Annotated in this window: 20 protein-coding genes; 5 read left to right on the forward strand and 15 right to left on the reverse strand. The window is 68.5% G+C overall.

The window, feature by feature from the left end:
• Positions 1-22: 22 nt before the first annotated feature.
• Entirely contained in the window at positions 23-1,015 is a 993-nt protein-coding gene (locus tag WMF12_RS25220) for a sigma-54 interaction domain-containing protein (protein ID WP_437849651.1), read from the reverse strand.
• 19 nt (positions 1,016-1,034) lie between these two features.
• Positions 1,035-1,268 carry a hypothetical protein gene (locus WMF12_RS25225; RefSeq protein ID WP_437849652.1) on the reverse strand — a complete coding sequence of 78 codons (234 nt, stop codon included), beginning with the start codon at positions 1,266-1,268 and terminating at the stop codon, positions 1,035-1,037.
• Here WMF12_RS25225 and WMF12_RS25230 point away from each other — a divergent pair.
• Both WMF12_RS25230 and WMF12_RS25235 read left to right on the forward strand, forming a co-directional pair.
• Positions 1,267-3,039 carry a phosphoenolpyruvate carboxykinase (GTP) gene (locus tag WMF12_RS25230; RefSeq protein ID WP_437849654.1) on the forward strand — a complete coding sequence of 591 codons (1,773 nt, stop codon included), beginning with the start codon at positions 1,267-1,269 and terminating at the stop codon, positions 3,037-3,039. The two genes, WMF12_RS25225 and WMF12_RS25230, sit on opposite strands and share 2 nt — an antisense overlap.
• A gap of 18 nt (positions 3,040-3,057) precedes the next feature.
• A complete protein-coding gene (locus WMF12_RS25235; RefSeq protein WP_437849656.1) occupies positions 3,058-3,798 on the forward strand; it encodes a hypothetical protein in 741 nt (246 codons plus the stop codon).
• 33 nt (positions 3,799-3,831) lie between these two features.
• Here WMF12_RS25235 and WMF12_RS25240 read toward each other — a convergent pair whose 3' ends face one another.
• The 8 genes from WMF12_RS25240 to mazG form a co-directional block, all read right to left on the reverse strand.
• Entirely contained in the window at positions 3,832-4,404 is a 573-nt protein-coding gene (locus WMF12_RS25240; RefSeq protein WP_437849658.1) for an NADH:ubiquinone oxidoreductase, read from the reverse strand.
• 176 nt (positions 4,405-4,580) lie between these two features.
• A complete protein-coding gene (locus tag WMF12_RS25245; protein ID WP_437849660.1) occupies positions 4,581-6,053 on the reverse strand; it encodes a hydrogenase in 1,473 nt (490 codons plus the stop codon).
• Entirely contained in the window at positions 6,050-7,486 is a 1,437-nt protein-coding gene (locus WMF12_RS25250) for a proton-conducting transporter transmembrane domain-containing protein (RefSeq protein ID WP_437849662.1), read from the reverse strand. The genes WMF12_RS25245 and WMF12_RS25250 overlap by 4 nt, the downstream gene beginning before the upstream one ends.
• Entirely contained in the window at positions 7,483-8,115 is a 633-nt protein-coding gene (locus WMF12_RS25255) for a hypothetical protein (RefSeq protein WP_437849664.1), read from the reverse strand. The genes WMF12_RS25250 and WMF12_RS25255 overlap by 4 nt, the downstream gene beginning before the upstream one ends.
• Complete coding sequence (locus WMF12_RS25260) at positions 8,112-9,035, reverse strand: respiratory chain complex I subunit 1 family protein (RefSeq protein WP_437739207.1); 924 nt, start codon at positions 9,033-9,035, stop codon at positions 8,112-8,114. The genes WMF12_RS25255 and WMF12_RS25260 overlap by 4 nt, the downstream gene beginning before the upstream one ends.
• Entirely contained in the window at positions 9,032-11,008 is a 1,977-nt protein-coding gene (locus WMF12_RS25265) for a proton-conducting transporter transmembrane domain-containing protein (RefSeq protein WP_437849666.1), read from the reverse strand. Before WMF12_RS25265 ends, WMF12_RS25260 begins: the two co-directional genes overlap by 4 nt.
• A 79-nt stretch (positions 11,009-11,087) precedes the next feature.
• Positions 11,088-11,459, reverse strand: a complete 372-nt coding sequence (locus tag WMF12_RS25270; protein WP_437849668.1) for a hypothetical protein — start codon at positions 11,457-11,459, stop codon at positions 11,088-11,090.
• A 436-nt stretch (positions 11,460-11,895) separates the two neighbouring features.
• Positions 11,896-12,750 carry a nucleoside triphosphate pyrophosphohydrolase gene (mazG, locus tag WMF12_RS25275; protein WP_437849670.1) on the reverse strand — a complete coding sequence of 285 codons (855 nt, stop codon included), beginning with the start codon at positions 12,748-12,750 and terminating at the stop codon, positions 11,896-11,898.
• A 157-nt stretch (positions 12,751-12,907) separates the two neighbouring features.
• On the opposite strand from mazG, the gene WMF12_RS25280 reads away from it, so the two are divergent.
• Positions 12,908-14,122, forward strand: coding sequence for a hypothetical protein (locus tag WMF12_RS25280; RefSeq protein WP_437849672.1), 1,215 nt, complete (start codon positions 12,908-12,910; stop codon positions 14,120-14,122).
• Positions 14,123-14,427: 305 nt separating this feature from the next.
• On the opposite strand, the gene WMF12_RS25285 is transcribed toward WMF12_RS25280, so the two are convergent.
• The 3 genes from WMF12_RS25285 to WMF12_RS25295 all read right to left on the reverse strand — a co-directional run bounded on the left by WMF12_RS25285 (position 14,428) and on the right by WMF12_RS25295 (position 19,133).
• Positions 14,428-15,348 (reverse strand): transposase, encoded by a 921-nt coding sequence (locus WMF12_RS25285; RefSeq protein ID WP_437739211.1) that lies wholly within the window; start codon positions 15,346-15,348, stop codon positions 14,428-14,430.
• Positions 15,349-15,779: 431 nt separating this feature from the next.
• Positions 15,780-16,958 carry a cytochrome P450 gene (locus WMF12_RS25290; protein WP_437849673.1) on the reverse strand — a complete coding sequence of 393 codons (1,179 nt, stop codon included), beginning with the start codon at positions 16,956-16,958 and terminating at the stop codon, positions 15,780-15,782.
• A gap of 876 nt (positions 16,959-17,834) precedes the next feature.
• Entirely contained in the window at positions 17,835-19,133 is a 1,299-nt protein-coding gene (locus tag WMF12_RS25295) for a flavin-dependent oxidoreductase (RefSeq protein ID WP_437849675.1), read from the reverse strand.
• Positions 19,134-19,234: 101 nt separating this feature from the next.
• Between WMF12_RS25295 and WMF12_RS25300 the strand changes: the two genes are divergently transcribed.
• Positions 19,235-20,782 carry a ferritin-like domain-containing protein gene (locus WMF12_RS25300; RefSeq protein WP_437849677.1) on the forward strand — a complete coding sequence of 516 codons (1,548 nt, stop codon included), beginning with the start codon at positions 19,235-19,237 and terminating at the stop codon, positions 20,780-20,782.
• On the opposite strand, the gene WMF12_RS25305 is transcribed toward WMF12_RS25300, so the two are convergent.
• Positions 20,743-22,203, reverse strand: a complete 1,461-nt coding sequence (locus WMF12_RS25305; RefSeq protein ID WP_437849679.1) for a hypothetical protein — start codon at positions 22,201-22,203, stop codon at positions 20,743-20,745. The genes WMF12_RS25300 and WMF12_RS25305 overlap by 40 nt on opposite strands.
• 5 nt (positions 22,204-22,208) lie before the next feature.
• Positions 22,209-22,994, reverse strand: a complete 786-nt coding sequence (locus WMF12_RS25310; protein ID WP_437849681.1) for a hypothetical protein — start codon at positions 22,992-22,994, stop codon at positions 22,209-22,211.
• Positions 22,995-23,362: 368 nt separating this feature from the next.
• Here WMF12_RS25310 and WMF12_RS25315 point away from each other — a divergent pair, with 368 nt between their 5' ends.
• Positions 23,363-24,403 carry a hypothetical protein gene (locus WMF12_RS25315; RefSeq protein ID WP_437849683.1) on the forward strand — a complete coding sequence of 347 codons (1,041 nt, stop codon included), beginning with the start codon at positions 23,363-23,365 and terminating at the stop codon, positions 24,401-24,403.
• Positions 24,404-24,413: the final 10 nt, after the last annotated feature.

A 24,413-nucleotide genomic window follows, 5' to 3' on the forward strand; every position in this document is an offset into this window, starting at 1 on the left:
TAGTCGGCCGGGCCGAACCGGCTCATTTCTTCGCCGCCCTCTGCTCTCCACGGACAGGCCCGCTTGGCACCCGCACGCGCCCCGCTGCGACGTAGCGTTGCACCGTCCTCAGGCTGATCCGAAGTCGCGCCGCCGCCTTGACCTTGTCGCCCCCGTCGCGCTCCAGCGCCGCCTGGACGATCTGCTGGATGAGCGACTCCAATCCGTCGTCGAGGTCGAGCGCGGGCGAGGTGCTGGCGCGCGACACGCCCGCGGCGGCTTCTTCGGGCACGACCAGCGAACGGACGCCCTCGGGCAGATCGGCCACGCGCACCTGCCGCCCATCCCGGAGCAAGCAGAGCGTCTCCACGACGTTCCGGAGCTCGCGCACGTTGCCAGGCCAGTCGTAACGGAGCAGCAGCGCCTTGGCCTGCCGGCTGAACCTCGGCGGGCGAACCCCGTGTCGCGCCGAGTGCTGCGCGGTGAACTGATTCAGCAGGGGTGCGATGTCAGCGCGTCGCTCACGCAAAGCGGGGACATTGAGCGTGATGCCCTGGATTCGATAGAACAGGTCGGCGCGAAAACGACCCGCGCGCACCTCCTGATCGAGGGGTCGTAGCGTGGCGAACATCAACCGGACATCCGCCTCGATCTTCGTCGCGCCGCCGACGCGCATGTACCGGCGGTTTTCGAGGAATCGCAGGAGCTTCGCCTGCATCGGCATCGGCATATCACCGATCTCATCGAGCAAGAGCGTGCCCCGCTCGGCCGCTTCGACTTTGCCCTTCGCTCGCTCGCTTGCCCCGGTGAACGCGCCGCGCTCGTGACCGAAGAGCTCGCTTTCAAAGAGTGCGTCGGGGATGGCCGCGCAATTGATGGGCACGAACGGCCCCCGCCGGCGCTCCGAAAGCTCGTGCGCGCGCCTCGCCAGCACCTCCTTGCCGGAGCCGCTCTCGCCGATCAGCGTCAGGGTGACGTCCTTCGCGGCGACGGCGCGAAGGATCTGGTCCGCCTTCTTCATGGCGTGGGAGCGCATGATCGGCTCGAACACCACGTCAGGTCGTCGTTTTCGCTCTCGCACGCGAGAAATACTGAGCGTTCTGGTCGCAATCTGCAAGCCCGACCACGAGATCGGCTCCGCCGATCCACGTCGCCCCTCGACTGGCGAAATTCGTCGGCTGTTCGCCTTGGAAATGCCGAGAAAGCGCGCCGCTTCGAGCGCTCCTGGCGCGGTTCACGGCCAGCCCGTGCTCCGGCACGGATTCTGCTGTGACCAGGACCAAGACCATGAACGAAGCTCCCACGACGAACCGCGCGCTCCGCGCCTGGGTCCAGGCGATCGCCGAACACACGCGACCCGCACGCATCCGTTGGTGCGACGGCAGCGAGGAGGAGCGGACCACCCTCGAGCGCGACATGGCGCTCTCCGGTTCGTTCATCCAGCTGGATCCACGGACCCACCCTCGTTCATTCCTGCATCGTTCGGATCCAACGGACGTCGCGAGGACGGAGCACCTCACCTTCATCTCGACGCCACGACAGGAGGACGCGGGGCCCACGAACCACTGGATGAGCCGAGAGGAGGCGCAGACGCGCATATGGTCGCTCTTCGCAGGCGCGATGAAGGACCGGACGATGTACGTGGTGCCGTACCTGATGGGCCCCGCGGGGTCGCCCTTCAGCCGCGTCGGGGTCGAGCTTACCGACAGCCCGTACGTCGCTCTCAATCTCCGGATCATGACGCGCATGGGCCGCGCGGCGCTCGGTCACCTCGGCGCTGCGGAGAGCTTCGTTCGTGGCATCCACAGCCTTGGGGACCTCTCGCCGGACAGGCGCTTCATCGTCCATTTTCCCGAGACCCTCGAGATCTGGAGCATCGGCTCGGGGTATGGCGGCAACGCATTGCTCAGCAAGAAGTGCCATGCGCTGCGCATTGCGAGCGCGCAAGCGCGCGCGGAAGGCTGGCTCGCCGAGCACATGCTCATCCTCGGCTTGACGAGCCCCGAGGGGCGCACGCACTACGTCACGGCTGCCTTCCCGAGCGCGTGCGGCAAGACCAACCTGGCGATGCTCGTCCCCTCGCTCCCCGGGTGGAAGGTCGAGACGGTTGGTGACGATATCTGCTGGATGCACCCTGGCAGCGACGGACGGCTCTGGGCCATCAACCCGGAGAACGGCATGTTCGGCGTCGCACCAGGGACCAGCCTCAAGACCAACCCGAACGCGATGCAGTCGCTCGCGCACGATGTGATCTTCACGAACGTCGCGCTGCGCGCGGGCCGTCGCGTATGGTGGGAGGGGATGTCCCAGCTCGACGAGCATGAGGTCATCGAAGATTGGCGCGGCGCGAAGTGGACGAACGGCGCCGCGACGTCTCCTGCCGCGCATCCAAACTCGCGCTTCACCGTCCCGCTGCGGCAGTGTCCCAGCGCGGCAGGCTCCTTCGATCTCGCCACGGGGGTGCCGATCTCGGCCATCCTCTTCGGGGGGCGCCGATCGAAGCTCGCCCCTCTCGTCTACGAAGCGCGGAGCTTTCGTCATGGCGTCTACGTCGGCGCGACCATGGCGAGCGAGACGACCGCCGCGGCGACCGGCGCCGTCGGCGTCCTCAGAAACGATCCCATGGCGATGCTCCCCTTCTGCGGGTACAATATGGGCGATTACTTCGCGCACTGGATGGCCGTTGGGAAGGGGCTCAGTCGTCCGCCGAAAATCTTTCATGTCAACTGGTTCCGGACGGGGGACGACGGGCGCATCCTGTGGCCCGGGTTCGGCGACAATATCCGCGTCCTCAAGTGGATTCTCGAGCGTGTCGAGGGCAGGGCGGCCGCGCGCGAGTCCGCAATTGGCCTCCTTCCGCATGAACGGGGAATGGATCTGACCGGGATGGACCTCTCGAAAGACGACCTCTTCCAGCTGCTCGCGGTCGACAGCGGCGCGTGGTTGAGGGAAGCCGACGGTGTCCTCGAGTTCCTTCGCAAGTTCGCGGATCGGCTCCCCGCGGCGCTGCTGGCCGAGCACCGTTCGCTCGTCAAGCGGCTGCACGATTCGCTGCATTGAGCTGAGCTGGGAGGATTCGTGGAAGACCATACCAAATCTTCGGCGGCGAACGTCTGCCGCGACAGAAGCCATTCCTCCATAGATGGGCGCGCGGCCGGATCACTGGCAGGTGCCGTCGCGCAGGCGCTGCGAGCGGGGCGCAGCCCCAGAAATCACGACTTCGACCGCTTCCTTCCTGACGAGCTACGCCGCGTCTCCGCTCAGTTCTGGACGCCGATCGAGGTCGCTGTTCGCGCGGCCCAGTGGCTGGACGAGCTCGACGTTCGCACCGTCGTCGATGTCGGGTCGGGCGCCGGCAAGTTCTGCGTGGCGGCGGCGCTGGCGGGACGCAGCCACTTCACGGGGATCGAACAGCGACCTCGGCTCGTCATGGCGGCGCGCAGCCTCGCGCGGGTCTACGAGATCGAGGACCGCGTTTGTTTCGTCGAAGCCGCCCTGGGAAGAGCGGAAGTTCCTCGCGCGGACGCCTACTACTTCTTCAACCCGTTCGGCGAGAATCTCTTCGGACGAGAAGACCACCTCGATGAAGACGTCGAGCTGGGCGTCGATCGATACCAGCGCGACACTGCAGCCGCCGAAGAGCTCCTCAACGAGGCGCCACTCGGGACCTATCTCCTGACGTACAACGGATTCGGCGGGCGGGTACCGGACAGCTATGACGAAGTCCGCATCGATCGAGAGCTCCCAAACGTCCTGCGGATGTGGCGAAAGGCGCGCCTCGTGGCTGCCGGTCCGGGTCTATGTGCGGATGAGCTCTGATTACCACGACGACGCGTGACGCACCGTTGCGCATCACGCGATCCCGAGCAGATCGAGTATCGCGTTCACGAAGGTGAGCGGGTGCGGTGGACATCCAGGGACGTAGAGTGAAGGGCCGACGCTCTCCAGGAAGCCGCGGTCGACGCCCGCGGCGCCGTCGTAGAGCCCCCCGGAGATGGCGCAGGCCCCCACGGCAACGATGAACCGTGGTTCGGGCATCGCATCCCAGGCCAGTTGAACCGCCTCCTTCATGTTGCGCGTGAGCGGACCTGTCAGGACGAGCGCATCCGCGTGCCGCGGAGAAGCCACCCACTCGATCCCGAACCGCTGCACATCGAAGTTGACGTTGGTGACGGCGTTCAGCTCGAGCTCACAGGCGTTGCAGCCGCCGGCCGAGACCTGGCGCATCTTCAGAGACCGCCCGAACAACCTCGAGAACGCCGCGGAAGCACGGACCCGCGCGATCTCCTCTTCGCCCTCTCGAACCGTGAGATCAAAGGGCTCGTTCCCGCCCATCCTTGGCTCCGGCGTGAACTCGATCTTCGCCTCGGGGCAGCCCTCCGCGCAGGCGTTGCAGAAGACGCAGCGGCCCAGATCGAGCGTCACCGGAGCCAGCCGGATGGCCTGGGTCGGGCACGCGTCACGGCACGCGCTGCAATCGGCCGCGCACGGGTCGCGACGGATCCTCGGGCGACCGCGAAACCCGGTCGGCGTTGCCTTGCGGAGATCCGCGATAACCTGCGTGCCCTGGGAGGCACGTACGCGGAGCGACAAAAACATCCTCATAGATCGTTCCCGCAGTAGGAGAGGTCGAAGCTCTTGTTGCAGATCGGGAAGTCCGAGATCTCGTTGCCGCGCACCGCGAGGGCGAGGCCCATCCAGTTGCGGAGTGATGGATCCTGGACTTTGTAATGGACCACCTCACCGCGCGCGCCGGTTTCGATGCAGTGGACGACCTCTCCCCGAAAGCCCTCGACGAGCGAAATGGCGAGCTGGTTCGGCGCGAGCTCGCCGATCGATAGCCGCGGGCGCTCCCAGTTCGCGTAGAGCGCGATGACGGCCGACATCCACGACAGGGACGCTTCGATCTCCGCGATGCGGACACACGCACGTGCCCAGCAGTCGCCGTCCGGCAAGACGGCGGGCTGGATGGGCACGACGCTGTACGCCCCGTCCTCCATGAGGTGGCGCGCGTCGAGCTCGATCCCCGAGGCGCGCGCGGCCAGTCCGACGAGCCCGAGCTCCCGCGCTTGCGCGGTCGTCAACGTTCCCGTGGAGCGCAGACGGTGCTGAACCGTTCGTGCCATGAGAAAGCAATCGTTGATGATCGGCAGATCTGCTTGAAGCAGGTCGAGGTTCGCTCGAATGTCAGGCAGCGTCTCCGGCGGCAGCCGCATCCGGACTCCACCGGGACGTAGCGCCCCTTTGCCGAAGCGGCTGCCACATAGCCGCATCATCGTGTTGATCGCCGTGGTTCGGAGTCGGCCGTACGTCGTCGCTCCCTGCAGAAATCCGACGTCCGCCGCCATCCCGGCGAGCGTCGATAGGTGCATCGCGACCCGCTCGAGCTCGAGGGAGACCGCCCTGGCGAGCTCGATTTCGATGTCCAGCCGGCATCCCGCGAGGCTCTCGAGGGCGGAGCAGTGCGCCCATGCGTGAGCGACGCTGGTATCTCCCGCGATGGTCTCGATGAGCGGGGTCAGGCTCCGCGGGTCACGCTCGAGAAGGCGGCGTTCGACGCCACGGTGCTGATGACCGAGATGGATCTCCAAGTGATGCACCTGCTCCCCGAGACACATGAAACGAAAGGAGCCGGGCTCGATCACCCCGGCGTGGATGGGGCCGACGGCGACCTCGTGCACCTCCTTCCCTTCAATCTTGTAGAACGGGTGCGAGCTCATCGCCGATTGCTCCTGCCCCTCGTAGCGGATCGGCTTGAGCCACGGATGTCCGGCGATCCGCACGCCGGTCTGCTCGTGGAGCTCGCGCTCGAAGCAGTGAAGCGCGGCGTGCTCTGTCGTCATCTCGTGGTACCCGCGCTCCGCGGCCACCTCGGTCCTCGAGACGTGCAGGGAACGGTCTGACGCCTGAAGAACCGCCGTGACCGCGACACGGTCGACGTCGCGCCTGCCATACAGCGTGACCACACGCATGTCCGCGCGGAGCTGCTTCAAGAGCTCGTCGCGCCACGGTCCCGGCTCGAGCCTCGGGATCGCGCCGACGGCGACCTGGTGGACGGTCATCGATGCCTTCACGGCCCCTCCAGGCATACAGCCACCTGTGCGAGCAGCGAGTTGATGGGCGGCGGGATGTAGACGCCCAGCACGACCAGCGCGACGAGGAACCCGAGCTTGGGCAGGGCGACCGGCAGCGTCTGCCGAGGCCAGCTGCGCTGCCTCGTGGGTTCACCCCAGATCATCGGAAACACCGCTCGCCCCGTCGCCACGAACGTCATCGTGATCAGCACGCAGAAGGCGGCGAAGACGAGCATCTGCCCTGAGCCGACAAGGGCAGACAGGATGAGAAGCTCTCCGAGAAAGCTGCCGAACGGGGGGAAGCCGAGCAGAGCGAAGGTGCCGACCATCAAGAACCCACCGCTGTACGGGAGGTCCTCGATGAGGCCCGATATCGCGCGCGTGTCCTTGGTATGATAGTGAGCCTTGATCGTGCCCGCCGTGAGGAAGAGGATCGCCTTGATGAAAGCGTTGCTCAGGACGTAGAGCAGAAGTCCGTAGGACGCTGACTTGCCGACGCCGAGGCCGATCGCGATCACTCCGGCGTGGTTGATCGACGCATAAGCGATGAGACGCTTCAGGTTGCGAGTCGCTATGATGCCGACCGTCGACACGATCACCGAGACGATGCCCATCGTGAGGAGCTCGCCCGCCAGAAGCGCCGCATGGGTCGGTCGGAGCACCTGAACGACGCGGAAGAGCGCGACGAGGACGCAGTTGAACTGGATGGCGCCGAGGAGCGCCGCGACGGCCGGCGGGGCTTCGTCGTAGGCCTCCGGGAGCCAGCTGTACATCGGCGCGAGGCCGAGCTTGGTGCCCAGCCCGAGGAGCGCCAGCGCGGCCCCGAGCTTCGTCCAGCTGTTCAACGGGATCGCGGAAGGCGCGAGGAGGCGATCGAGGAAGAACGTCGGAGCCTGGCCGCCGGACTCGAGCCCGCGCCCGAGGCAGATGAAGCCGACGAGGAGCACGCCGAGCCCGACGGACGAAAAGAGCAAGTAGCGCCATGACGCGCGATGGGACGCGGGTATGCCGGGTCGCACGATGAGGGGCGCGGCCGCGAGGGTGGTCGCCTCGAGGGCGATCCAGAGCAACACCAGGTGATTCGCGAGCAGCACCGTGTTCGCTGCAGCCAGGAACAACAGAGCCAGCCACACGAACCGCGCGATGTCCTGGCGGAGCGCCGGGGTCGTGTACACCCGATGCATCACGTAAAGGGAGATGCCGAGGAAGATCGAGTCCACGACGGTCGTGAAGAGCCGTGAAGTCGCGTCCACGCGAAAGAACCCCCCGAGGAGGCCCGGGACGTCGGGGGGCATCGCGGCTCCCATGATCGCGAGGGCGGTCGTGATCGCAGAAGCGCCGACCAGGACCAGCGTGGCTCGCTCGCGGGCGGCGCGCGCGATGAGCGCCAAGGATGCCAGCGCTGGAAGCAGGACGAGGGCGATCGAGCTCATAACGTGGGCCCCTCCACGGGGCTCTCGGGCTGCGCGACGGTGCTCGCGCCGAGCATCTTGAGATACCAGCGATAGAGTGCGATCGTCACCGCGACGACGGCGACCTGACCGAGCTGAATGGCGAGCATGTCATGCTCATGCGCACCGCTGAGCTCGAACAGGGCGATCGCGTTCTCGATGCGAAGAACACCCACCATCTGGCTGAACGGACCGGATTGCGTCGATAGCACCAGGAAGCCGAGCAGCACCCCGGCTGCAGCCACCGCGACGAGTGTTCGCCGTTCTCCGTGCTCGGGGACGAGCGATTCGGAGAAGTTGAAGGCGAGGAGGACGATGCCGAGGGCGATCGTCCAAGAGAGCAGGTTCGGCGAGATGACGTCGTTGCGCCTGGGCGCGTTCTGCGATCGAAGCACGCGGTAGAGCGCGATCGGCGCGGCGAGCCCGCGCAGGAGGACCAGATCGCCCAGGGTGACCCAGTCACCCACGGTGCCGAGCTCCGGATTCAGGAGGTACGCCACCCACGCCATCAAGAACCCTTGACAGGACAGGCCGAGCAGGCTCGTCCGCCACGTCGCGACGAACAGGGGGATGAGCAGCACGCCGAGCAGCGTATTCAAGAGAGGGCTCATTCGGGGCCCCCCACCCGCCACACGGTCGCGAGGAGCGCGACGACGCCAGCGGCGAGCGCGACGACGATGTACTGGGGAACAGAGCGTAGCTTCAGCCGGGCTACCAGGGATTCGATCGTGCCAATCACGACGCCGGCCGCGAGGGTCAAGGCGAGGTTCGCGGTGGCGCAGGCCGCGCCGCCGGAGCCCGCCCACGGATTGAGGAGCGTCGCGACGATGGACGCGCCGACGAAGAGCTTGATCGCGGACCCGAGGTGGATGCATGCGAGATCCGGGCCGCTGTGGTCGAGGATCATGACCTCATGCACCATCGTGAGCTCGAGGTGGGTCGTCGGGTCGTCGACGGGCATGCGCGCCGTCTCGACCTGAAGCACGATGAGCATGGCCACGACCGCGGCGCCCCAGACGAGCGCGGGTGCGCCTGCGTGGAGGTGCGGCGCCAGCGCCTCGTGCAGGGTACGTCGGCCCCCGACGAAGCTCAGCGCGCCGGTGACGAGGAACAGCGCAGGCTCGAGGAGCGACGAGAACACGGCCTCCCGCGCTGCGCCCATCCCCTCGAACGAACTCCCCGTGTCGAGCGCGGCGAGCATGACGGCGACGCGGCCGAGCCCCCACACGTACGCGAACCACACGAAATCGAGCTGGAACGATGCGAGGGGCGTCGAACCGAGAAGAGGCGCGATGAGGGCGGAGCCCACCGCGGTTGCGAGGAACACGTACGGCGCGATCCGGAATAGCGGTGTCGTCGTCGTGCTGTAGACAGACGATTTCCGGAAAAGTCGTCTCACGTCATGGGCCAGCTGAAGGACCGGCGGTCCCTTGCGTCCAGACCACAGCGACTTCACGCGGTTGATCACGCCGGTGAGGACGAACGGCATGACGACGAGCGCGGCGACGTTCGCGAGGCGGGCGATCATCATCGGCCGACCCCTCCGATCACCATCGCTCCGATGATGACGAGCGCGACGAACCCCGCGGAGAACGCGAAGCGCGGCTGTTCTGGGATGCGGTCAAACGCTTGAGCGATGAAGCTTTCTCCGTGCCCGAGCACCTCGAACATGCGTCGCTCGACGGCGTCGACATGGTGTGTTGAAAGATGGCCGGGCTGCTGCGGGAATGGCCCCTCGGGCAGCCGCTCCCTTCGAAGCGACGGCAAGAATGATGCGAAGATACGCGTGAACTGCTCGGAGAATGAGCTCCCCGTGTACTGCATGCGAGAGGAGGTGGCGGTGGTTCCGCACCCCCATGTGACGCTCCGCCGCGCCGCTAGACCTCGACGCCAGCCGATCACGCCGGCAACGAGCAAGGCGCCGGCAAGCGCGCGGCTCGCCCATGCGAGCGGAGTGAGCAGGGCTGGCAGCGTGCTCGCGCTGGACTCGATGGGAAAGAGCCTCAGCGCGGCGCCTATCGCTGCGATGCCCAGGTCTGGAGCGACGCCGATGGCGACCACGAACGCGGCGTGAATCACCATGGGCCAGAGCATCGAACCCGGCGCGTCCTCGCCGACGTGGAGCCCTGGCTCCCGCGGCATGCCGAGGAATGTGAGGCCGAAGGCCCGCGTCATCGACAGCGCGCTCACCGCGCCGACGAAGGCCAGCGCCGCCGCCGCTGCGATGGTCACCACGCTGCCTTGACTGGAAGGCGCGCGCCCTGCGAGGAGCCCGGCGTAGATCAGGAACTCGCTGACGAAGCCGTTGAGCGGTGGGAGCGCGGAGATGGCCAGGCATCCGATGAGGAAGAGGATGGCCGTCCGCGGGAGGCGCTTCGCAAGCCCGCCGAGCCGCTCGAGATCGACGGTGTGCGCAGCGCGGTAGATCGCTCCAGCGGCGTAGAACAGGAGGCACTTGAACAGCGCGTGATTCAGGATGTGCAGGAGGCCGCCGCCGAAGCCGCACAGGGTCAGCGCAGGGACTCCCCAGGTCCATCCCAGGTATCCCACCCCGAAGCCCATCGCTGCGATGCCGACGTTCTCGGTCGACGAGTACCCGAGCAGGCGCTTCAGATCGCGTTCGGCTGACGTGGAGAGGACGCCGAAGAACGCGGAGAGCGCGCCGAAGCCGAGCACGCTCCATCCCATCCACTCGTCGGGTCGTCCCATGAGCAGCGTGAAGCGGAGAAAGGCGAAGAGGCCGGCCTTGTGGATCACGCCTGACATGAGCGCTGAGATGTGCGCCGGCGCCGCGGAGTGGGCTCGGGGAAGCCACGTGTGAAACGGAAAGAACGCGGATTTCAGCGCGAACGACACCCCGAGGAGCAGGAAGAGCGTCCCCCGCGTCGGGTCCTGGCTCGACAGGAGTTCGCCGAACGCGGCGAAGTCCATGGAGTCGGTCTTGCTGTGGAGCAGCATGAACGCCGCGACGAGGACGAAGAGCCCGACATGGGTTGAAATGAGATAGTTGAAGCCGGCAAAGCGGATCTTCTGGTTGCGGTAATCCCAGATGACGAGCAGCCACGCTGCGAGGGCGGCGATCTCCCATCCCAGCAAGAACACGAGGGAGTTCTGCACCGAGTAGATCAGCACGAAGGACAGGGCGACCATGTTCAAGAGGGCGAAGTGTGGGCCGCCGTTCCTCCCTCGATCGAAGTAGGGGCGAAGGTATCCGACGGCGTAGATCGTGCCGAGCAGCGTCATCGGAAGGGACCACGCGAGGAAGAACGCTCCGAGCGCGTCGACGCGAAACGCCATGCTGTCGATGGGCGTCGGCCAGCGCCACACGATCTCCAGAGCCTCGCCGCCTCGAAGGATGGGGACGGCCCTCGCGAGCACGAGCGCGGCGGCCATCGCTTGCGAGGCGATCGCGGCCGCGCCTCGCGCGCCGTTCGAGCGCAGGCCCAGCGAGAGCGCCGCCCCGACGAGCAGCACGGGCACGCTGAGAAGCAGAGATCCCGTCACCTTGCTGTCCTCCCGCGACGTCTGCTGGCGCGTCGCGCCGCGCCGGCAGGAGGTGAACTCCGTCGAATGATTGAAGCAGTCATATGGACTCCGAATGAGCGTGCGCACGAAGAGCGTCGAGGATGGTCCAGCCAAACGCCGGCTTCGGCAGCACCATGGGTGGCAAGGAGTGGCCGTCTGGTCCCAGCGCGGAGCGAAAGGACTGTGGTGTGCCCGTCACGAGGAGGATGAGGAGCTTCGGTCGCGCGCTCCGCAGCGACGTGATGAACGTCACGATGTCGCCGGGATCGAAGTCGTCGGGAAACAGAACCAGGGCGGTCGCCGCGGGCGCCATCCTGTTCGCCTCGTTCAATGTCCTCTTGCCGTTCGACGCAACCCCGGCCTGGCTGAAATAGGCATGAAGCGCGTCGATCGTCTCGGGATTGTCCGCGACGACGGCGACGTGGAGCAACCTGGCGGAGGAGCGGTTTGCCATGGCTGCCCGGGCGTCTAGCAAGCCGTGGGCCGCCTCGCGAAAGGCGCAAGAACCTTGAGGACGTGCCTATCGGGATGGAAGAGCCGACGACCCTTTCGGAGAACAGCGGCACAAAACGACAGATTGTCGCGATAAATGCGAACGGATCACATGAATTTCGTCACGATCAGGCCGTATTTTGATGCGATGGCGCCTACTTGACCGCTCCTAAGGCCAGCCAGCGGAGGCAGCGTCGCGTCGGTCTCGACGCCGTCGGAGCGCCGCTCGCCCGGGATTGGCCGCTTGTTATGCCGTCGGGGCGCGCCGCTCGACCTGGATTGGCCGCTTGGAGAGGCCGCCTACGTGACGCCGGATGCTGCCGGCATCTCCCCGGCGCGCATCTCGCCAAGACCGTCCGCGCGCCGCGGTCAGGTCAGGTCTGCCGCTCCGCGCGCTTGGCTTCGTCCCAGTAGCCGTCGAGCTCCTCGAGCGTGAGCGTGTCGTGGGACGCCTTGACAGGCCAGCCCCCGTGCCGCTCAATGACCCGCCGTTCGACGTGATCGAAGCGGCGGGTGAACTTGTCGATCGTCCGACGCAGGGCCCCCTCTGCGTCGACGCCGGCGTGGCGCGCCAGGTTCCCGAGCGCGAAGAGCACGTCCCCGAGTTCCTCCTCGATCGCGGCGGAATCGCCGCCATCGAGGGCCCGATCGAGCTCCCCGAGCTCCTCGTCCACCTTCGCGCGCGAGCCCCGCGCGTCCGGCCAATCGAAACCCACGCGCGCGACCTTCTCGCCTACCCGCTGCGCCCGGGTCAGCGCCGGCAGGCTGCGGGGAACGCCGCCGAGCACGCCGCGGTCCTTCCCCTGCCTCGCCCGTTCGTCCGCCTTGATGCGCTCCCAGTTCTGAAGCACCTCGTCGGCGTTCTCGGCGCTCTCGTCCGCGAACACGTGGGGGTGGCGCCGCACGAGCTTCTCGCAGATCGCAGCGATCACATCGTCCGGCCCGAACGCCCCCTCGGCCCGGGCGAGCTCGGCCTGGAAGACGACCTGGAGCAAGAGATCGCCGAGCTCGGCGCACAGCTCCTTGCGGTCGCCGCCGTCGATGGCATCGATGACCTCGCACGCCTCCTCGAGCACGTAGCGCCTGAGCGTCGCGAAGCTCTGCTCGCGATCCCAAGGACATCCGTCGGGTGCGAGGAGCCGCTGCATCAGCTCGACCATGCGCGGAAACGTACGACCGACCTGCTCGGGGAGCGGCGGTGCCATCACGGGCTCGAAGGAACGAGGCATGCAGTGCTACTAGCGCAAACCGCCCCCGCTCCGGAAGCAGAGGAAGAGGAAGAGGAGACGATGCAGGGCGCGCTATCGCAGAGCGTCATCCTGGCTTCCGAGGCCGTAGCATGAGAAAAGTACGGAGGGCATCGAGGCTCCGACGACGAGGACGACCATGAAGAGCGCAGGCTATGTGGTGCTGTTCGCGATCGCCGGCTGCTCGCAGGGGGTGTGTCGGAGCATCGGGAGCGCGCCGGGCACGGCGCCGAACCCGGGAGAAGCGGCGGAGGAGCCCGTGACGGCGGCCCTGGTCAACAGCGGCGAGCAGGAGGTGCTGGACGAGGAGATCACCCCGCTGCGCAAGGGCGGGCGCCACCTCATCGCGGAGCCGCCGGACGACGCGGAGGAGGTGACGTACGCCGCATGGATCGCGGCGGCAGGGCTCGCCGCGCAGAACAGGCAGCCGCCGCCGGCCGCACCACCGGGGTTCGCGCTGCGGGCGGTCCGCGAGCGCGACCTGTGGGTGTTGTCCGAGGACGGCACGCGCCGCCGCGGGGCAGCCGCGGTCGTGCTGCGCGTAGGGGCGGCCGTGCCGCTGATCGTCGAGGCGCCGCACACGTTCTTCGATCGGGGAACGCTGCCCGTCGCGCTGGCCATCTTCGAGGCGCAACGGGCGCGCGCGCTGATCGTGAATACGTCGCACCGGTACGGCGGGGGTCCCAACCCACGCGACGCCAGCGCGGACGATGACGGCGCAGAAGGCGGGCGCCCCAACCTGGGTGCCGCTGTCGGGGGCGGGCGCAACCCGGGTCACACCGCGGATGGTGACGAGAGCACGGAAGGCGCTGGTGGCGAGGACGGCGGTGATGAAGACGGCAACACCACGCAGGACGGCCCTCAGGGCACCGGCGGCAGCGCTCGTGGAGATAACCGTGCTTCCCGAGAGCGGCTGATTGCGTCGCTCGCCTCCGCAGACGTAGCCCACGCCGAGCGTTCGTTCTTCCTGTCCGTGCACCGGGCGCTGCTCCAGAGCTTCCCCGGCACGCCCACCGTGCAGCTGCACGGCTTTCAAGACCGTTCGGCTCCGAATGCCGCCATTATCGCCAGCGCGGTGGGACACGGCGCCGCGCTGGACCGGCTGCTCGCCCCTCTACGGGCGATCATCAACGATGGAAAGGTCCTCGCCTACCCCACGGAGATCGATAGGTTGGGGGGTGCCACGAACGTGCAAGCACGCTGGTCGCGTCAGATGGGCGCACCGTTCTACCATGTTGAAATGTCCCGAACGCTGCGCGACAAGCTGATCGTGGATACGGCTTTCCGGCGCCGCTTCGCGGCGGCCTTCTCGGGGCTCACAGTCGGAACAAGTCGGATGCGCGACCCGGGTTGACCGCAACGGTATTGTCCGCAGCGACCCGGCTCAACGGATGCCAAGCGCGCGTTCTGCACGGCGAGCCGCTCCAGATCGTCCCAACAACTGGTGAACTATGACGTCCGCTGATCAAACGCAATCAGCGTCACCCGGGGCCGATCCATCCGCGATCGACACCGCATCCCCCGTTCGTGGGCGTGCGCGCAGCGCCCTATGAACACTTCGCCCACCCGCGCCAGCTCCTCCAAACGGATGTTCCCATGAGACGGCAACGACGCGTCGGAGCCGCCCCTTCCTATTCCGCACCGCCCGCCACCCGATATCTACACCGTGAGCCCGAAGTCCCTCGTGCTGGCGCCGTGGAACGTGCACATCCACCATGTCCCCGCCGGAAACACCACACTGCGTACGCCGGCGCGCCACCGTTCGAGCGCCGCGCGGTACGACGCGCGAAACGCCCGCACAGCGGCGCCAGCAATTCGTCGTACGTCCCCCTGCTCGCGGCCGACTGCAAAGGTCGGATTGCGTTCACCCAGCGCCTCAAAGCTCGTTACGCGCTCGTACGGGGAGATCTTGGTGACTCGCTCAGCACCAAGAAAACGACGCCCCTGCTGCTGCAGCGCAGAATGGGCCTGCGCCTCCCGTACGTTGAGTTCGACGGCGACCTCGTGGCGAAAGTCATCGACGCTGTCCTGCGCTACCGCCGGCGGCAACGCGAGAGGTAACGTCACTTCCTCGGGCCACTGTGGATTTTCCGGGTCAAGATACGCCACGGGACGCGCCGCTCGCAGCACGCCGCAGCCGAGCTCTCTCACATCGACTTTCGCCCCCGGCCACTCACGCGCATGCCGGACGAGGCCAGCGGCTACAGGGTTTGCGAGTACGTAGGCTATTTTTTCCACCACGGCAGCGCGCGTCAGGAGTCGCACGACGCTCGTGGCTTCGTGGTCCCATACTGGTCCTTCCCACGCGCGAAGCACCTTGGTCCCGAGCGCCACAATACGATGAAAGAACTGCAAGAAGCGCGGCAGGACTCCATTCACATCCGTCACGACCAGGTGCAGATGCGTTGACATCGCGCAGAACGCGTGAACCTCGATTCCGAAGCGCGGGGCCGAGACCGCGAGGGCGTAGACCAGGAGCTGGGTGATGGCTGCGTCGGGGCGAAAGAGCAGGTGCCGACGCAAGACGCGACGGGTGATCATATAGGTAGCGCCGGGCGCGATCTCGCGGGGGTGGCTCATAGCCCGTCCACATCAACAAACGCTGTGCCAGAGATCGCAGTCAATCATTTCAAGGAATTGCCGCGCCCCGCAGGTGGCGGCTCCTACGCCAGGGGTGGCGGCCGCCATGCCACTCGGATCGCCCTACCTGGGTAGAGTCCACAACCTGGGTCGGCGAGTCCGAGTCAGTCAGTCAGTCCACAACCTGGGTCGGGTCGCCGCCGCGGTCGCGGTCGCCCCGCCGCCCAACCTGGGTCGGATCGCCGCGATCGCCGCCGCCGCCGCCGCGGATCGGATCGCGCGCGGCGGCGCGGGACCCAACCTGGGTCGGATCGGCGGCCGGCCGGGGTCGGCGGCGGCGGGGGGTTGGGTCGCGGGTCGGGTCGGGTCCCGGGTCGGCGTCAACCAGGGTCGGGCCGCTTCCGCTGCCAACCTGGGTCGGGTCGCGAAAATTACACGAGCAGCGCCGGAATCTGGTCAGGTCCGAACGCGGCAGCGCCGCGCGGCACCGTTGAGAACGTCGGTTGCACGGTCGGATCGGCCCGCAGCTCCGGAAAGCGCTCGAGCAGGAGCGACACGCCGATCCTCGCCTCCATCCGCGCAAGCGGCGCCCCGACACAGTAGTGCGGACCGCCGCCGAAGTTCAGCATCCCCACGGGTCGTCGATGGATGTCGAAGGTCTCCGGTCGCGGGTAGATCTCCTCGTCGTAATGGCGAGCGATCAGCGACAGGTAGAGGATCGTCCCCGCAGCCAGCGTCTCGCCGCCGATCGTCGCCTCACGCTCGACGAACCGCACGATGCCCGCCGCGCTGTTGCACCAGCGGGTCGACTCCTCGATGGCCTGCGGCAGGAGCGAAGGTTGCTGACGCAGCTGGTTCATCGCGTCGGGATGGGCGAGCAGCGCCACGAGCAGGTTGGCCAGCATCCAGCTGGTCGTCTCGTAGCTGGCGAGGATCAACGTGAGCACGACCCCCTCGCACGCCTCCACGCCGCCCAGCCCCTCCGCGACGATCGCCCGCGCGATCTCGCCGAGCAGCGTATCGCTCGGGTGCGCCACCTCGCGCTCAGCGATCTCCCGGAGCTGCGCTTCCATCGCGGCGTGGGCGCTCCGCCCTTCGGCCACGACGACGGGATCCTGCGGCATCACGACGCTGCGGATCATCTTGCGAATCAGCACGTCATTCTCGGCGATCCGCTCCTCCGGGAGCCCGAAGAGGGCGCTCGTCACGCCCATGGGCATCGACATCGCAAAATCATCGAAAAGATCCGCCCGCTCCTTCTGCACGAGCCGTTCCACGACCCTGCGCGCCACCGGGGTCACGGTCGCCTCCTCGTAGCGGGAGATCACGCGTGGGGAGAGGACCGCGTTGAAGAGCCGCCGCATGCGCGTGTGCGACTCACCGCCAAGCGTCACGAGCGTCCCTTTCATGATCCCGGTGTCGTAGGCCCGGGTGCTGAAGGTCTCGCTGTCGCGCAGCACCGCGGCCACATCGGCCCCGCGGAGTACGACCGGCACGCCGAGTCCCTCGTCGAAATAGACGGAGTGCTCCCTCGCCGCAGCGGCGAGATGGATCCCGAACGCCGAGGGGTCTTTCGAGGTGAAAGAAAATAGATTCTTACGAGGCAGCATACATAAAACTTAGTATTCCATCTCGAAACGCGAATCAAGCCGCTTTGCCATGACTTCGACTGGGACGTAGGTGTGGAAGAGCGGTTATTGCGGACGCTTCTCCCACGTTGGCTTCGCGTGCGGGCCCTGTAGGTGCCCCCCGCCTGGTCTTGGGTCACGCCCGCACCGTCACGTCACGCCCGCACCGTGGTTGTGTCGCCGTCGCCCGCACCGTGGTTGTGTCGCTGTCGCTGTCGCTGTCGCTGTTGTCGGCGATCTGCGGCAATCGACGCAGTTGGCGGTCGCCCTACGCACGCCATAGACCGGCGCCTTCATGGCGCTCGATCGGACGGTGACACGCCGCGGACGCGCCGAGATCCGTCCATGGTGGTTCGTCGAATCCCTGGCGACGAAAAGCTGCTCAACTCGGGAGTTCTGCTCGACCCGGGTTGAAGGCAGCGGATATCGCGGATGGAGGCGCCGTGACCCGATCATGGCAGCGAAGCCCGGCCGTCGTCGGGCCGGTCACCGAGAAGATGGATAGATTCCATCGCCTGCCTTGAGAAAGCGCCGGAAGCGGCCAGCAGGCGCGAGCGCATCCGCCATGGACGGTCGCCAGGCCCCATGAGCCGAGCCAGACACGCATCGTGCCCCCGCACCGGCGCCTATGGCAGGAGCACAAAAAAACAGAGCGCCCATTCGACGGTGGGGGGGGAAACCGTCACGGGCGCTCTGCTTGCGTCTCTTGCAGGAGGTGAGCCAAGGACGTCCCTGCCTGATTTCAGACGCTTTTCCTACAGCGACAGACGTGCACCTTTCGGTTGTGGAATCGTAGCTTGCAGCGCTGTGAGCGGAGCGTGGCGGCCTTCGGCCACCGGCTCGCCGGAACCGCGCCGATCAGCTGGAGCCGTTCCGCTCTCCCGGCGCCTCCCGTCTCCCACCGACGCCCCACGACGGCCGGGCGTTGAGCTCCTCAACGTCGGTTCCAATCATCTCCGTGTAGCTGCGACCCATCGCCTCGAGTTCGTCGCTGCTCAGCACGTCCTCGATCCGGGCGAAGCCCGCCGGCGCTCGCTGCTCCACCATCGAGAGGACCCGGTCGGCGCCCATCGCTCGGTTCGCGAGGACGAGGGAGCTCGTCGGCGGACGGCGCGCAGCTTCATAGGCGGCGAACGCCTCTTCGGGGGCGCTCGTCTGGGCGAGGTGCCAGGCCAGCACGCGAGCATCGAGGATCGCCTGGGAGGCCCCGTTGGAGCCGACAGGGTACATGGGATGTGCTGCGTCGCCGAGCAGGGTGACCCGGCCAGCGCCCCACCACGGCAGCGGATCGCGATCGATCATGGGATACTCGAAGATGACGGGCGCCGCGGCGATGAGCGCCGGAATGTCGAGCCAGGAGAAGCGCCACGCCGCGAAGTGGGGCAGCACGTCTTCCAGGCGTCCGTGCCGGTTCCAGCTCCCCGGCGCGACCGCCGCCCCCTCGTGCAGCCGCACCTCCGCCACCCAGTTGATCGCGGCCCGGCCGCGGAGCTCCGCGCGGCGGGAGATGGGATAAGCGACGAACTTGGCGGTCAGGTTGCTGCCGGCCATGATCATGCTGCGCCCCCCCAGGAACGGCTCGCCCTCGGTCACGCCGCGCCACATGTGAATGCCGTTCCACCTGGGCGGCCCCTCCGCCGGGTGGAGCTGCGCGCGAACCACGGAGTGGATGCCGTCGGCCCCGACAAGCACGTCCGCAGGGACCACGTCGCGCTCACCGGTCCGCCGATCCCGCACCGTGACCTGCACATCGGACGTCGTCTGCTCGAACCCTTCCACCGCCAGCCCGACGCGCACGCTGGAGGCCCCCAGGCGCCGCTGCACCGCCGCGAGCAACATCAACTGGAGCTCACCACGGTGGATCGACACCTGTGGCCAGCGATACCCGGCGGAGATACCCCGCGGATGGCCCCAGATCCGACCCCCGAACCGATCGTGGTGCACGACCTCGGCGGTCGGGATCCCTGTCGCCACCAGCGCATCGGCGAGGCCAAGCTCCGTCAGCTCTCGCACGGCGTGAGGGAGGAGGTTGATACCGACACCGAGCGGCCTGATCTCTCGCGCGGCCTCCACAACACACGCATCGATCCCGGCCGCGTGCAGGCTCAGGGCCGCCGTCAGCCCGCCGATCCCCCCGCCCGCGATCAACGCCCGCATCACGCGACGCTCGCACGGCGCGCCGGACGCGGCAACGACGCTCGTGGCGCCCGCGACCGCGGCGCCGAATCCGGGTAAGATCCTGGAACGAGGGACATACCATGCGATTGCTCGTCTCGATGGACTCTTGGGGTGCGAGGCTGCTCTCGGTGCTGGCGATCGCGCCTGCGCTGAGCTGCGGTGGAAACGTCACGTCCGGTGAAGGCTCGGGCGGCGGCACAGGCGAAGGCGCCTCCAGCAGCACAGGTGAAGGCACCTCCAGCAGCACCGGAGGCCTGCCACCGGAAGGGTTTCCGTTCGCCTGCGACGATCCGGAGCCCATCGTCGTCGCGGACCAGAACACCGGGTACGTGCGCTGCGCCGACGGCTGGATCCACCGCGCGGAGGTCGTCACCTGTCCCAGCCCGCTCCCGCGTGCCAAGGCCTGCGCGGACCCGAGCGGCGCGACGGGGAACTGCACCTCCGACGCCGACTGCACCGAGCAGCCACACGGTTACTGCGACGTCATGACCGGAGGCGAGGTGGCTCCAGGGTGCTTCTGCCAGTACGGGTGCACGACCGACTCCGACTGCGGCGAGGGGCAAATCTGCCTGTGCGGCGATCCGATCGGGCGGTGCGTGCCCTCGCGGTGCACCAGCGACCAGGACTGTGGAAGGCTGCTCTGCTCCAGCTACGTCCTGCACCCCGGATGCGGCGGGACCGCCTTCGCGTGCCAGACGCCCGCCGACGAGTGCGCCAGCGACCAGGACTGCTCAGGGGACGAGCAATGCTCGCTCGAGGCCCTGCGGCACACCTGCACGGAGCAGATCTGCGCGATCGGCCGGCCGTTCCTCGTCGAAGGCGTCGTGCGCACCGCGCAGCCCGCCGCGCGCGACGACTGGCGGACCGCCGCTCCGGGCGCGCCGCCTCGCCTGGAAGAGCTGTCCGTCGAGCAACGGGCGGCGCTCGCCGAGCACTGGACCCGCGCCGCCCTCCTCGAGCACGCGTCGATCGCCGCGTTCGCGCGCTTCGCGCTGCAGCTCCTGTCGCTCGGCGCGCCGCCGGAGCTCGTCGGTGCCGCGCAGGCGGCCATGGGCGACGAGGCCGACCACGCGCGCACGTGCTTCGAGCTGGCCAGCGCGTTCGCCGGCCGCGGCGTCGGCCCCGGGCCGCTCGCCATCGACGGCGCCCTCGGCGGCGAAGGCGCCCGCGAGATCCTCGTGACGACCCTCCGCGAGGGGTGCATCGGCGAGACCGTCGCCGCGATCGAGGCGGCAGAGGCCGCCCTCCACGCGACCGATCCCGCGGTACGGCGCGCGCTCGAGAAGATCGCCGAGGACGAGACGCGGCACGCCGAGCTCGCCTTCCGGTTCGCGGCCTGGGCCCTCGACCGCGATCCTTCCCTCGCGAGCGCCATCGTCGACGAGCTCGCCGCGGCCTCCTCGGAGCTCCCCGCCCCGAGCGAGGCCAGCCACGGCAGCCCGCTGCTCGGCTTCGGCGTGCTCTCCCTGCAGCACCGGCGCGCGATCCGGGAGCGCGCGCTCGCTCAGGTCATCGCGCCCTGCGCGCGGGCGCTCTCGCGCGGCGGCGGCAGCATCGAGCGCAGCCGCCCGCGCCCGGCGGACGGCCGTCAGCGCGAGGAGACCGACAGCTTGGCGACGAACAGCTGACCGTCCTCGGCCTCGACAGGGCAGTTCAGGAGCGCGAAGTCGGCGCCGGACGTGCCTGCGAGGAACACGTCCGTTCCGGAGACGGCGAGCGCCAGGATCCGCTGGAGCGCAGGGCCGCCGAGCGCGCCCAGCCACTCGACCTCGCCGTCCGTGGCCCGGAGCCGCGCGAGGAAGGCGTCCCCCTCGCCGGCCTCCCCGCCGATCTCGACGTCATCGATCTTCATCTGTTGATCGAAATGTCCGGCCACGACGATCTTTCCGAGCTCGTCAACGCCGACGACCCGCGCCGATTGAGCCCCGCTGCCCCCGAGCTGCTTGGCCCACGTGGCGGCGCCGCTCCGGTCGAGGTGCGCGGCGAAGCCGTCCTCTCCGGTGGAGACGCTCTCTCCGGCGAGATCGATCTGCCCCTCGAACGAGCCGGTCAAGACGACGCCCGCCTCGAGCATCGCCACGGCGCTGGTGCGCTGATCGCCGCGGAGAGCGGAGTAGTGTCGATACCAGACGTCCGCCCCATCGGCGCTCCATCCATCGCAGATCCACGACGCCGGAAACGACGCCAGGAGAGCGTCGATCCCGTCCGAGGCCGCGCCGCCGGGCGGCAGCGCGCTCTCGAAGCCGGGGAAGCCCACGTTCACCCGGCCCTCGAAATCGGCGATCACGAAGGCGTCGCCGGAGGCCACACGGAGATCGCGAGGCCAGAAACGCGCTCCCTCACGGCCCGCAAAGACGCCGCTGCACGGATTCAGGAGGGTCTGCGCATCGTAGCTGGAGAACCCGATGTCCAGCCCGCCCTGGAGCGACGTCAGGACGAAGACGCGGTCGCCCTCCGCCGCAACCGCCTTCGCCTCGTCAAGACCGCTGGACCCGTGCGTCACGCACGCCGCTACCCCGTCGGGATCGCTCTTGTCGAGCCGCGCCACGAACGCGTCGCCGGCGCCCTCGGGCAGCCCGCAGTCCGCGCCGAACGACAGGCTGCCCGTGAAGTCGCCCGCCACGTAGACGCTGCCGCCGTCCAGCGCGATCGCGGTCGCCTGGTGGACGTGGGTCGCGGTGTCGTTCTCCGCGTTCCCGAAGCGCTCGCTCCACACGTGGTTCCCGTCCCGCGCGAGGTGCGCCACGAAGACGTCCTTGCCGGCGCCGCCCGCCGTGAGCGGGGCGCCGCCGGCAACGGTGAGGTCCCCCTTGAAGCCGCCCGCCAGCCACAGGGTGCCGTCCTCGTCGGCCGCGATCCCGCCGAGCGTGGTCTCGGCGCCACCGAAAGCCATCACCCACTGGCACGTATAGCCGGGCTCGCTGAACGAGCCGCCGCCGACGCCTTGCTCGTCGATGAGCTGGATGCCCACGATCTCCGCGCAGCCCGCGCTGCTCGCCGCGACGAGAGAGCTCGCCAGCCACAGGCGAGCGCGCCTTTCGAGCCTCATCGTCATCAGAACGCCCCGACGACGGAGCCACCGACGACGCCCGGAGCGAGCTGGACGCGGGCGGTCGCGCGCGGCCCGTCCGAGGGCAGCGTCAGCCAGAGGACGGCCGTGCCGGCGAGCGCCACGCTCGCGGCGATGAAGGAGAAATCGGACACGGTCGCATACGACATCGCCTTGCTGGCCAGATCGGGCACCGGCTGCGCGCAGTCCCGGTAACGCCTCGGATTCGCGCACGCCGTCTTCGCCGCGTCGTCGACCTTGTCCCACGTGGAGATCGCCAGGCCACCGAAGGTGCTTCCGAGCGCGATGCCCGCCAGCGTGAGCCCGCCCGTCACCCACATCAGGTTCCGGTGGATCGGATCCGGCCTTGCGCCGTAAGGCGTCGGCCTGCGCGGCTCGAAGTCGCCGGTGGAAGGCGCGGGATCCTGCGCTGCCGCGCTGGGCGCGAGCGCCCTCACGGGGACCTCGACGGCCTCTCCCGTCCGCGTCGCCTCGACGTCGCGCGCGAGGGCGTACCTCGCGGGCGCAGTTGCGATGACCTTGTGCTTCCCCGGCTCGACAGGGCGGGCCGCGCCGGCCCCTTTCGCGGCCACGCCGTCGAGCGCCACCGGGAGCGCCTTCACCTCATCGGACACCTCTGCGGCGGTCTGCTCGGCTCGGGCCACGCCCGCCTGCGCCCAGGCGGCCAGCGTCACGAGGAGCCCGAGCGCGGGCCGACCGAGCCCCCTTCGCCCCGCGCGCCCCACACCCTTTGCGGAGCGCCGGGAGCCTCCGCTGATCGCTTCAGGCATCGAGTCCCCTGGAAGGTCGGCGAGCGACACCTGCTTCAGGTCCCCGCGCTGGACCACGATGACCGATAACAGGGCACCGCGACGAGCGCCAGACGAAAGACCCCCGCGCCAGCCGCCACGCCGCGCCCCTTGCGCGCCCCTTGCTTCACGCCCGTTGCGCCCGTTGCGTCCTTTGCGCCGTGTTCGCGCTTCGACGCACGCGGCCTTTGCGCTAGCGTTCCGCTCTCGGTTCCTCGTGGTTCCTCTCGTTCCTCGCGGTTCCTCTGGTTCCTCGCGGTTCCTCTCAGTTCCTCTCGGTTCCGGTCTCGCCCCTCGCTCCCAGGTCGTCGAGCGTACCGGCTGGAGCGCCCTCGCGAACAGGTGCCCTGATGTCCTCCGTGCCAGCCCCCAAGAAGAAGCGGTCCAAGAAGAGCGCGCGCTCGCTGCCTCGCAGGGACGAGGAGTGGATCGGCGGCTTCTTCTCCCTGCGCGCGTTCGTGCACGAGGGCGACGACGCGTACCGCCCCGAGGCGGTCGTCTGGATGACCGAGCGCGGCTTCGTCCTGAGCTGCGCCGCCCTGCGCCCCGGCGACGTCGTGACGGGCGCGGTCGACAGCTTCGAGGCCGCCGCCAGAGGTCCCCTGGAGGGCAAGCCGCGCCTGCCCGAGCGCGTGCGCGTGGCCTCGCCGGCGCTCGCGGAGGCCCTGCGGGCGCGGCTCGGCCCGGAGGTCGAGGTCCGCGTCGCGCCCACGCCGGAGATCGACGTCGTGGCCGAGGACCTGGAGGCCCACCTCGGCTCGCGGGACGGCCGCCTGACGCCGAGCTTCCTCGGGGGCGGCATCGAGGCGCCGGCGATGGCCTCGTTCTTCCGCGCGGCGGCCGCGCTCTACCGCGTGACGCCCTGGAAGGCGGTGCCCAGCGACGCCGACATCATGGCGCTGTCGATCCCGTCGCTCGGCGCGCGCGATCTCGCGCTGTGCGTCGTCGGGCAGGCTGGCCAGAGCCACGGCGTCCTCCTGTTCGAGAGCGCGCGCGGGTTCGAGCTCTACCTGGCCGAGACCGCCAAGCTCCCGGACGCGCCGCCCGCGTCGCTGCCGGCGAGCTTCTTCTCGCTGAGCTTCGATCGCGCGAGCGACCTGCACCCCGCGCTGCGCGCCGAGGTCGCCGAGCAGCGCTGGGAGCTGGCCGACCCGGACGCCTACCCCACGCTCGCGATGGTCGACGAGGACCTCATCGGCCGCAAGCCGACGCCGAAGGAGCTCACGGCCTCCGAGGCGCTCGCGCTCGGCCTGGTCGAGCTGATGAAGCGGCGCAAGGAGGTCACGAGGGCGTTCCGCGGCGGCGCCCCGGTGGAGGCGAGCTACGTCGTGGAGACGCACGCGGGCCCGGTGGAGGTGCTCTTCCGCGCGCCCCACCCGGAGCGGAGCTGATCCCGGCGGC

This window comes from Sorangium sp. So ce363 (assembly GCF_051520435.1).
Lineage (GTDB): Bacteria > Myxococcota_A > Polyangia > Polyangiales > Polyangiaceae > Sorangium > Sorangium cellulosum_B.

What these genes read in the sequence shown, in the direction of transcription:
- WMF12_RS25305 (WP_437849679.1), bottom strand. Translation starts at nt 22,203, where the DNA reads ATGAGGCTCGAAAGGCGCGCTCGCCTGTGGCTGGCGAGCTCTCTCGTC.
- WMF12_RS25255 (WP_437849664.1), bottom strand. Translation starts at nt 8,115, where the DNA reads ATGAGCCCTCTCTTGAATACGCTGCTCGGCGTGCTGCTCATCCCCCTG.
- WMF12_RS25285 (WP_437739211.1), bottom strand. Translation starts at nt 15,348, where the DNA reads ATGAGCCACCCCCGCGAGATCGCGCCCGGCGCTACCTATATGATCACC.
- WMF12_RS25300 (WP_437849677.1), top strand. Translation starts at nt 19,235, where the DNA reads ATGCGATTGCTCGTCTCGATGGACTCTTGGGGTGCGAGGCTGCTCTCG.
- WMF12_RS25250 (WP_437849662.1), bottom strand. Translation starts at nt 7,486, where the DNA reads ATGAGCTCGATCGCCCTCGTCCTGCTTCCAGCGCTGGCATCCTTGGCG.
- WMF12_RS25290 (WP_437849673.1), bottom strand. Translation starts at nt 16,958, where the DNA reads ATGCTGCCTCGTAAGAATCTATTTTCTTTCACCTCGAAAGACCCCTCG.
- WMF12_RS25280 (WP_437849672.1), top strand. Translation starts at nt 12,908, where the DNA reads ATGAAGAGCGCAGGCTATGTGGTGCTGTTCGCGATCGCCGGCTGCTCG.
- WMF12_RS25230 (WP_437849654.1), top strand. Translation starts at nt 1,267, where the DNA reads ATGAACGAAGCTCCCACGACGAACCGCGCGCTCCGCGCCTGGGTCCAG.
- WMF12_RS25220 (WP_437849651.1), bottom strand. Translation starts at nt 1,015, where the DNA reads ATGCGCTCCCACGCCATGAAGAAGGCGGACCAGATCCTTCGCGCCGTC.
- mazG (WP_437849670.1), bottom strand. Translation starts at nt 12,750, where the DNA reads ATGCCTCGTTCCTTCGAGCCCGTGATGGCACCGCCGCTCCCCGAGCAG.
- WMF12_RS25295 (WP_437849675.1), bottom strand. Translation starts at nt 19,133, where the DNA reads ATGCGGGCGTTGATCGCGGGCGGGGGGATCGGCGGGCTGACGGCGGCC.
- WMF12_RS25260 (WP_437739207.1), bottom strand. Translation starts at nt 9,035, where the DNA reads ATGATGATCGCCCGCCTCGCGAACGTCGCCGCGCTCGTCGTCATGCCG.
- WMF12_RS25225 (WP_437849652.1), bottom strand. Translation starts at nt 1,268, where the DNA reads ATGGTCTTGGTCCTGGTCACAGCAGAATCCGTGCCGGAGCACGGGCTG.
- WMF12_RS25310 (WP_437849681.1), bottom strand. Translation starts at nt 22,994, where the DNA reads ATGCCTGAAGCGATCAGCGGAGGCTCCCGGCGCTCCGCAAAGGGTGTG.
- WMF12_RS25315 (WP_437849683.1), top strand. Translation starts at nt 23,363, where the DNA reads ATGTCCTCCGTGCCAGCCCCCAAGAAGAAGCGGTCCAAGAAGAGCGCG.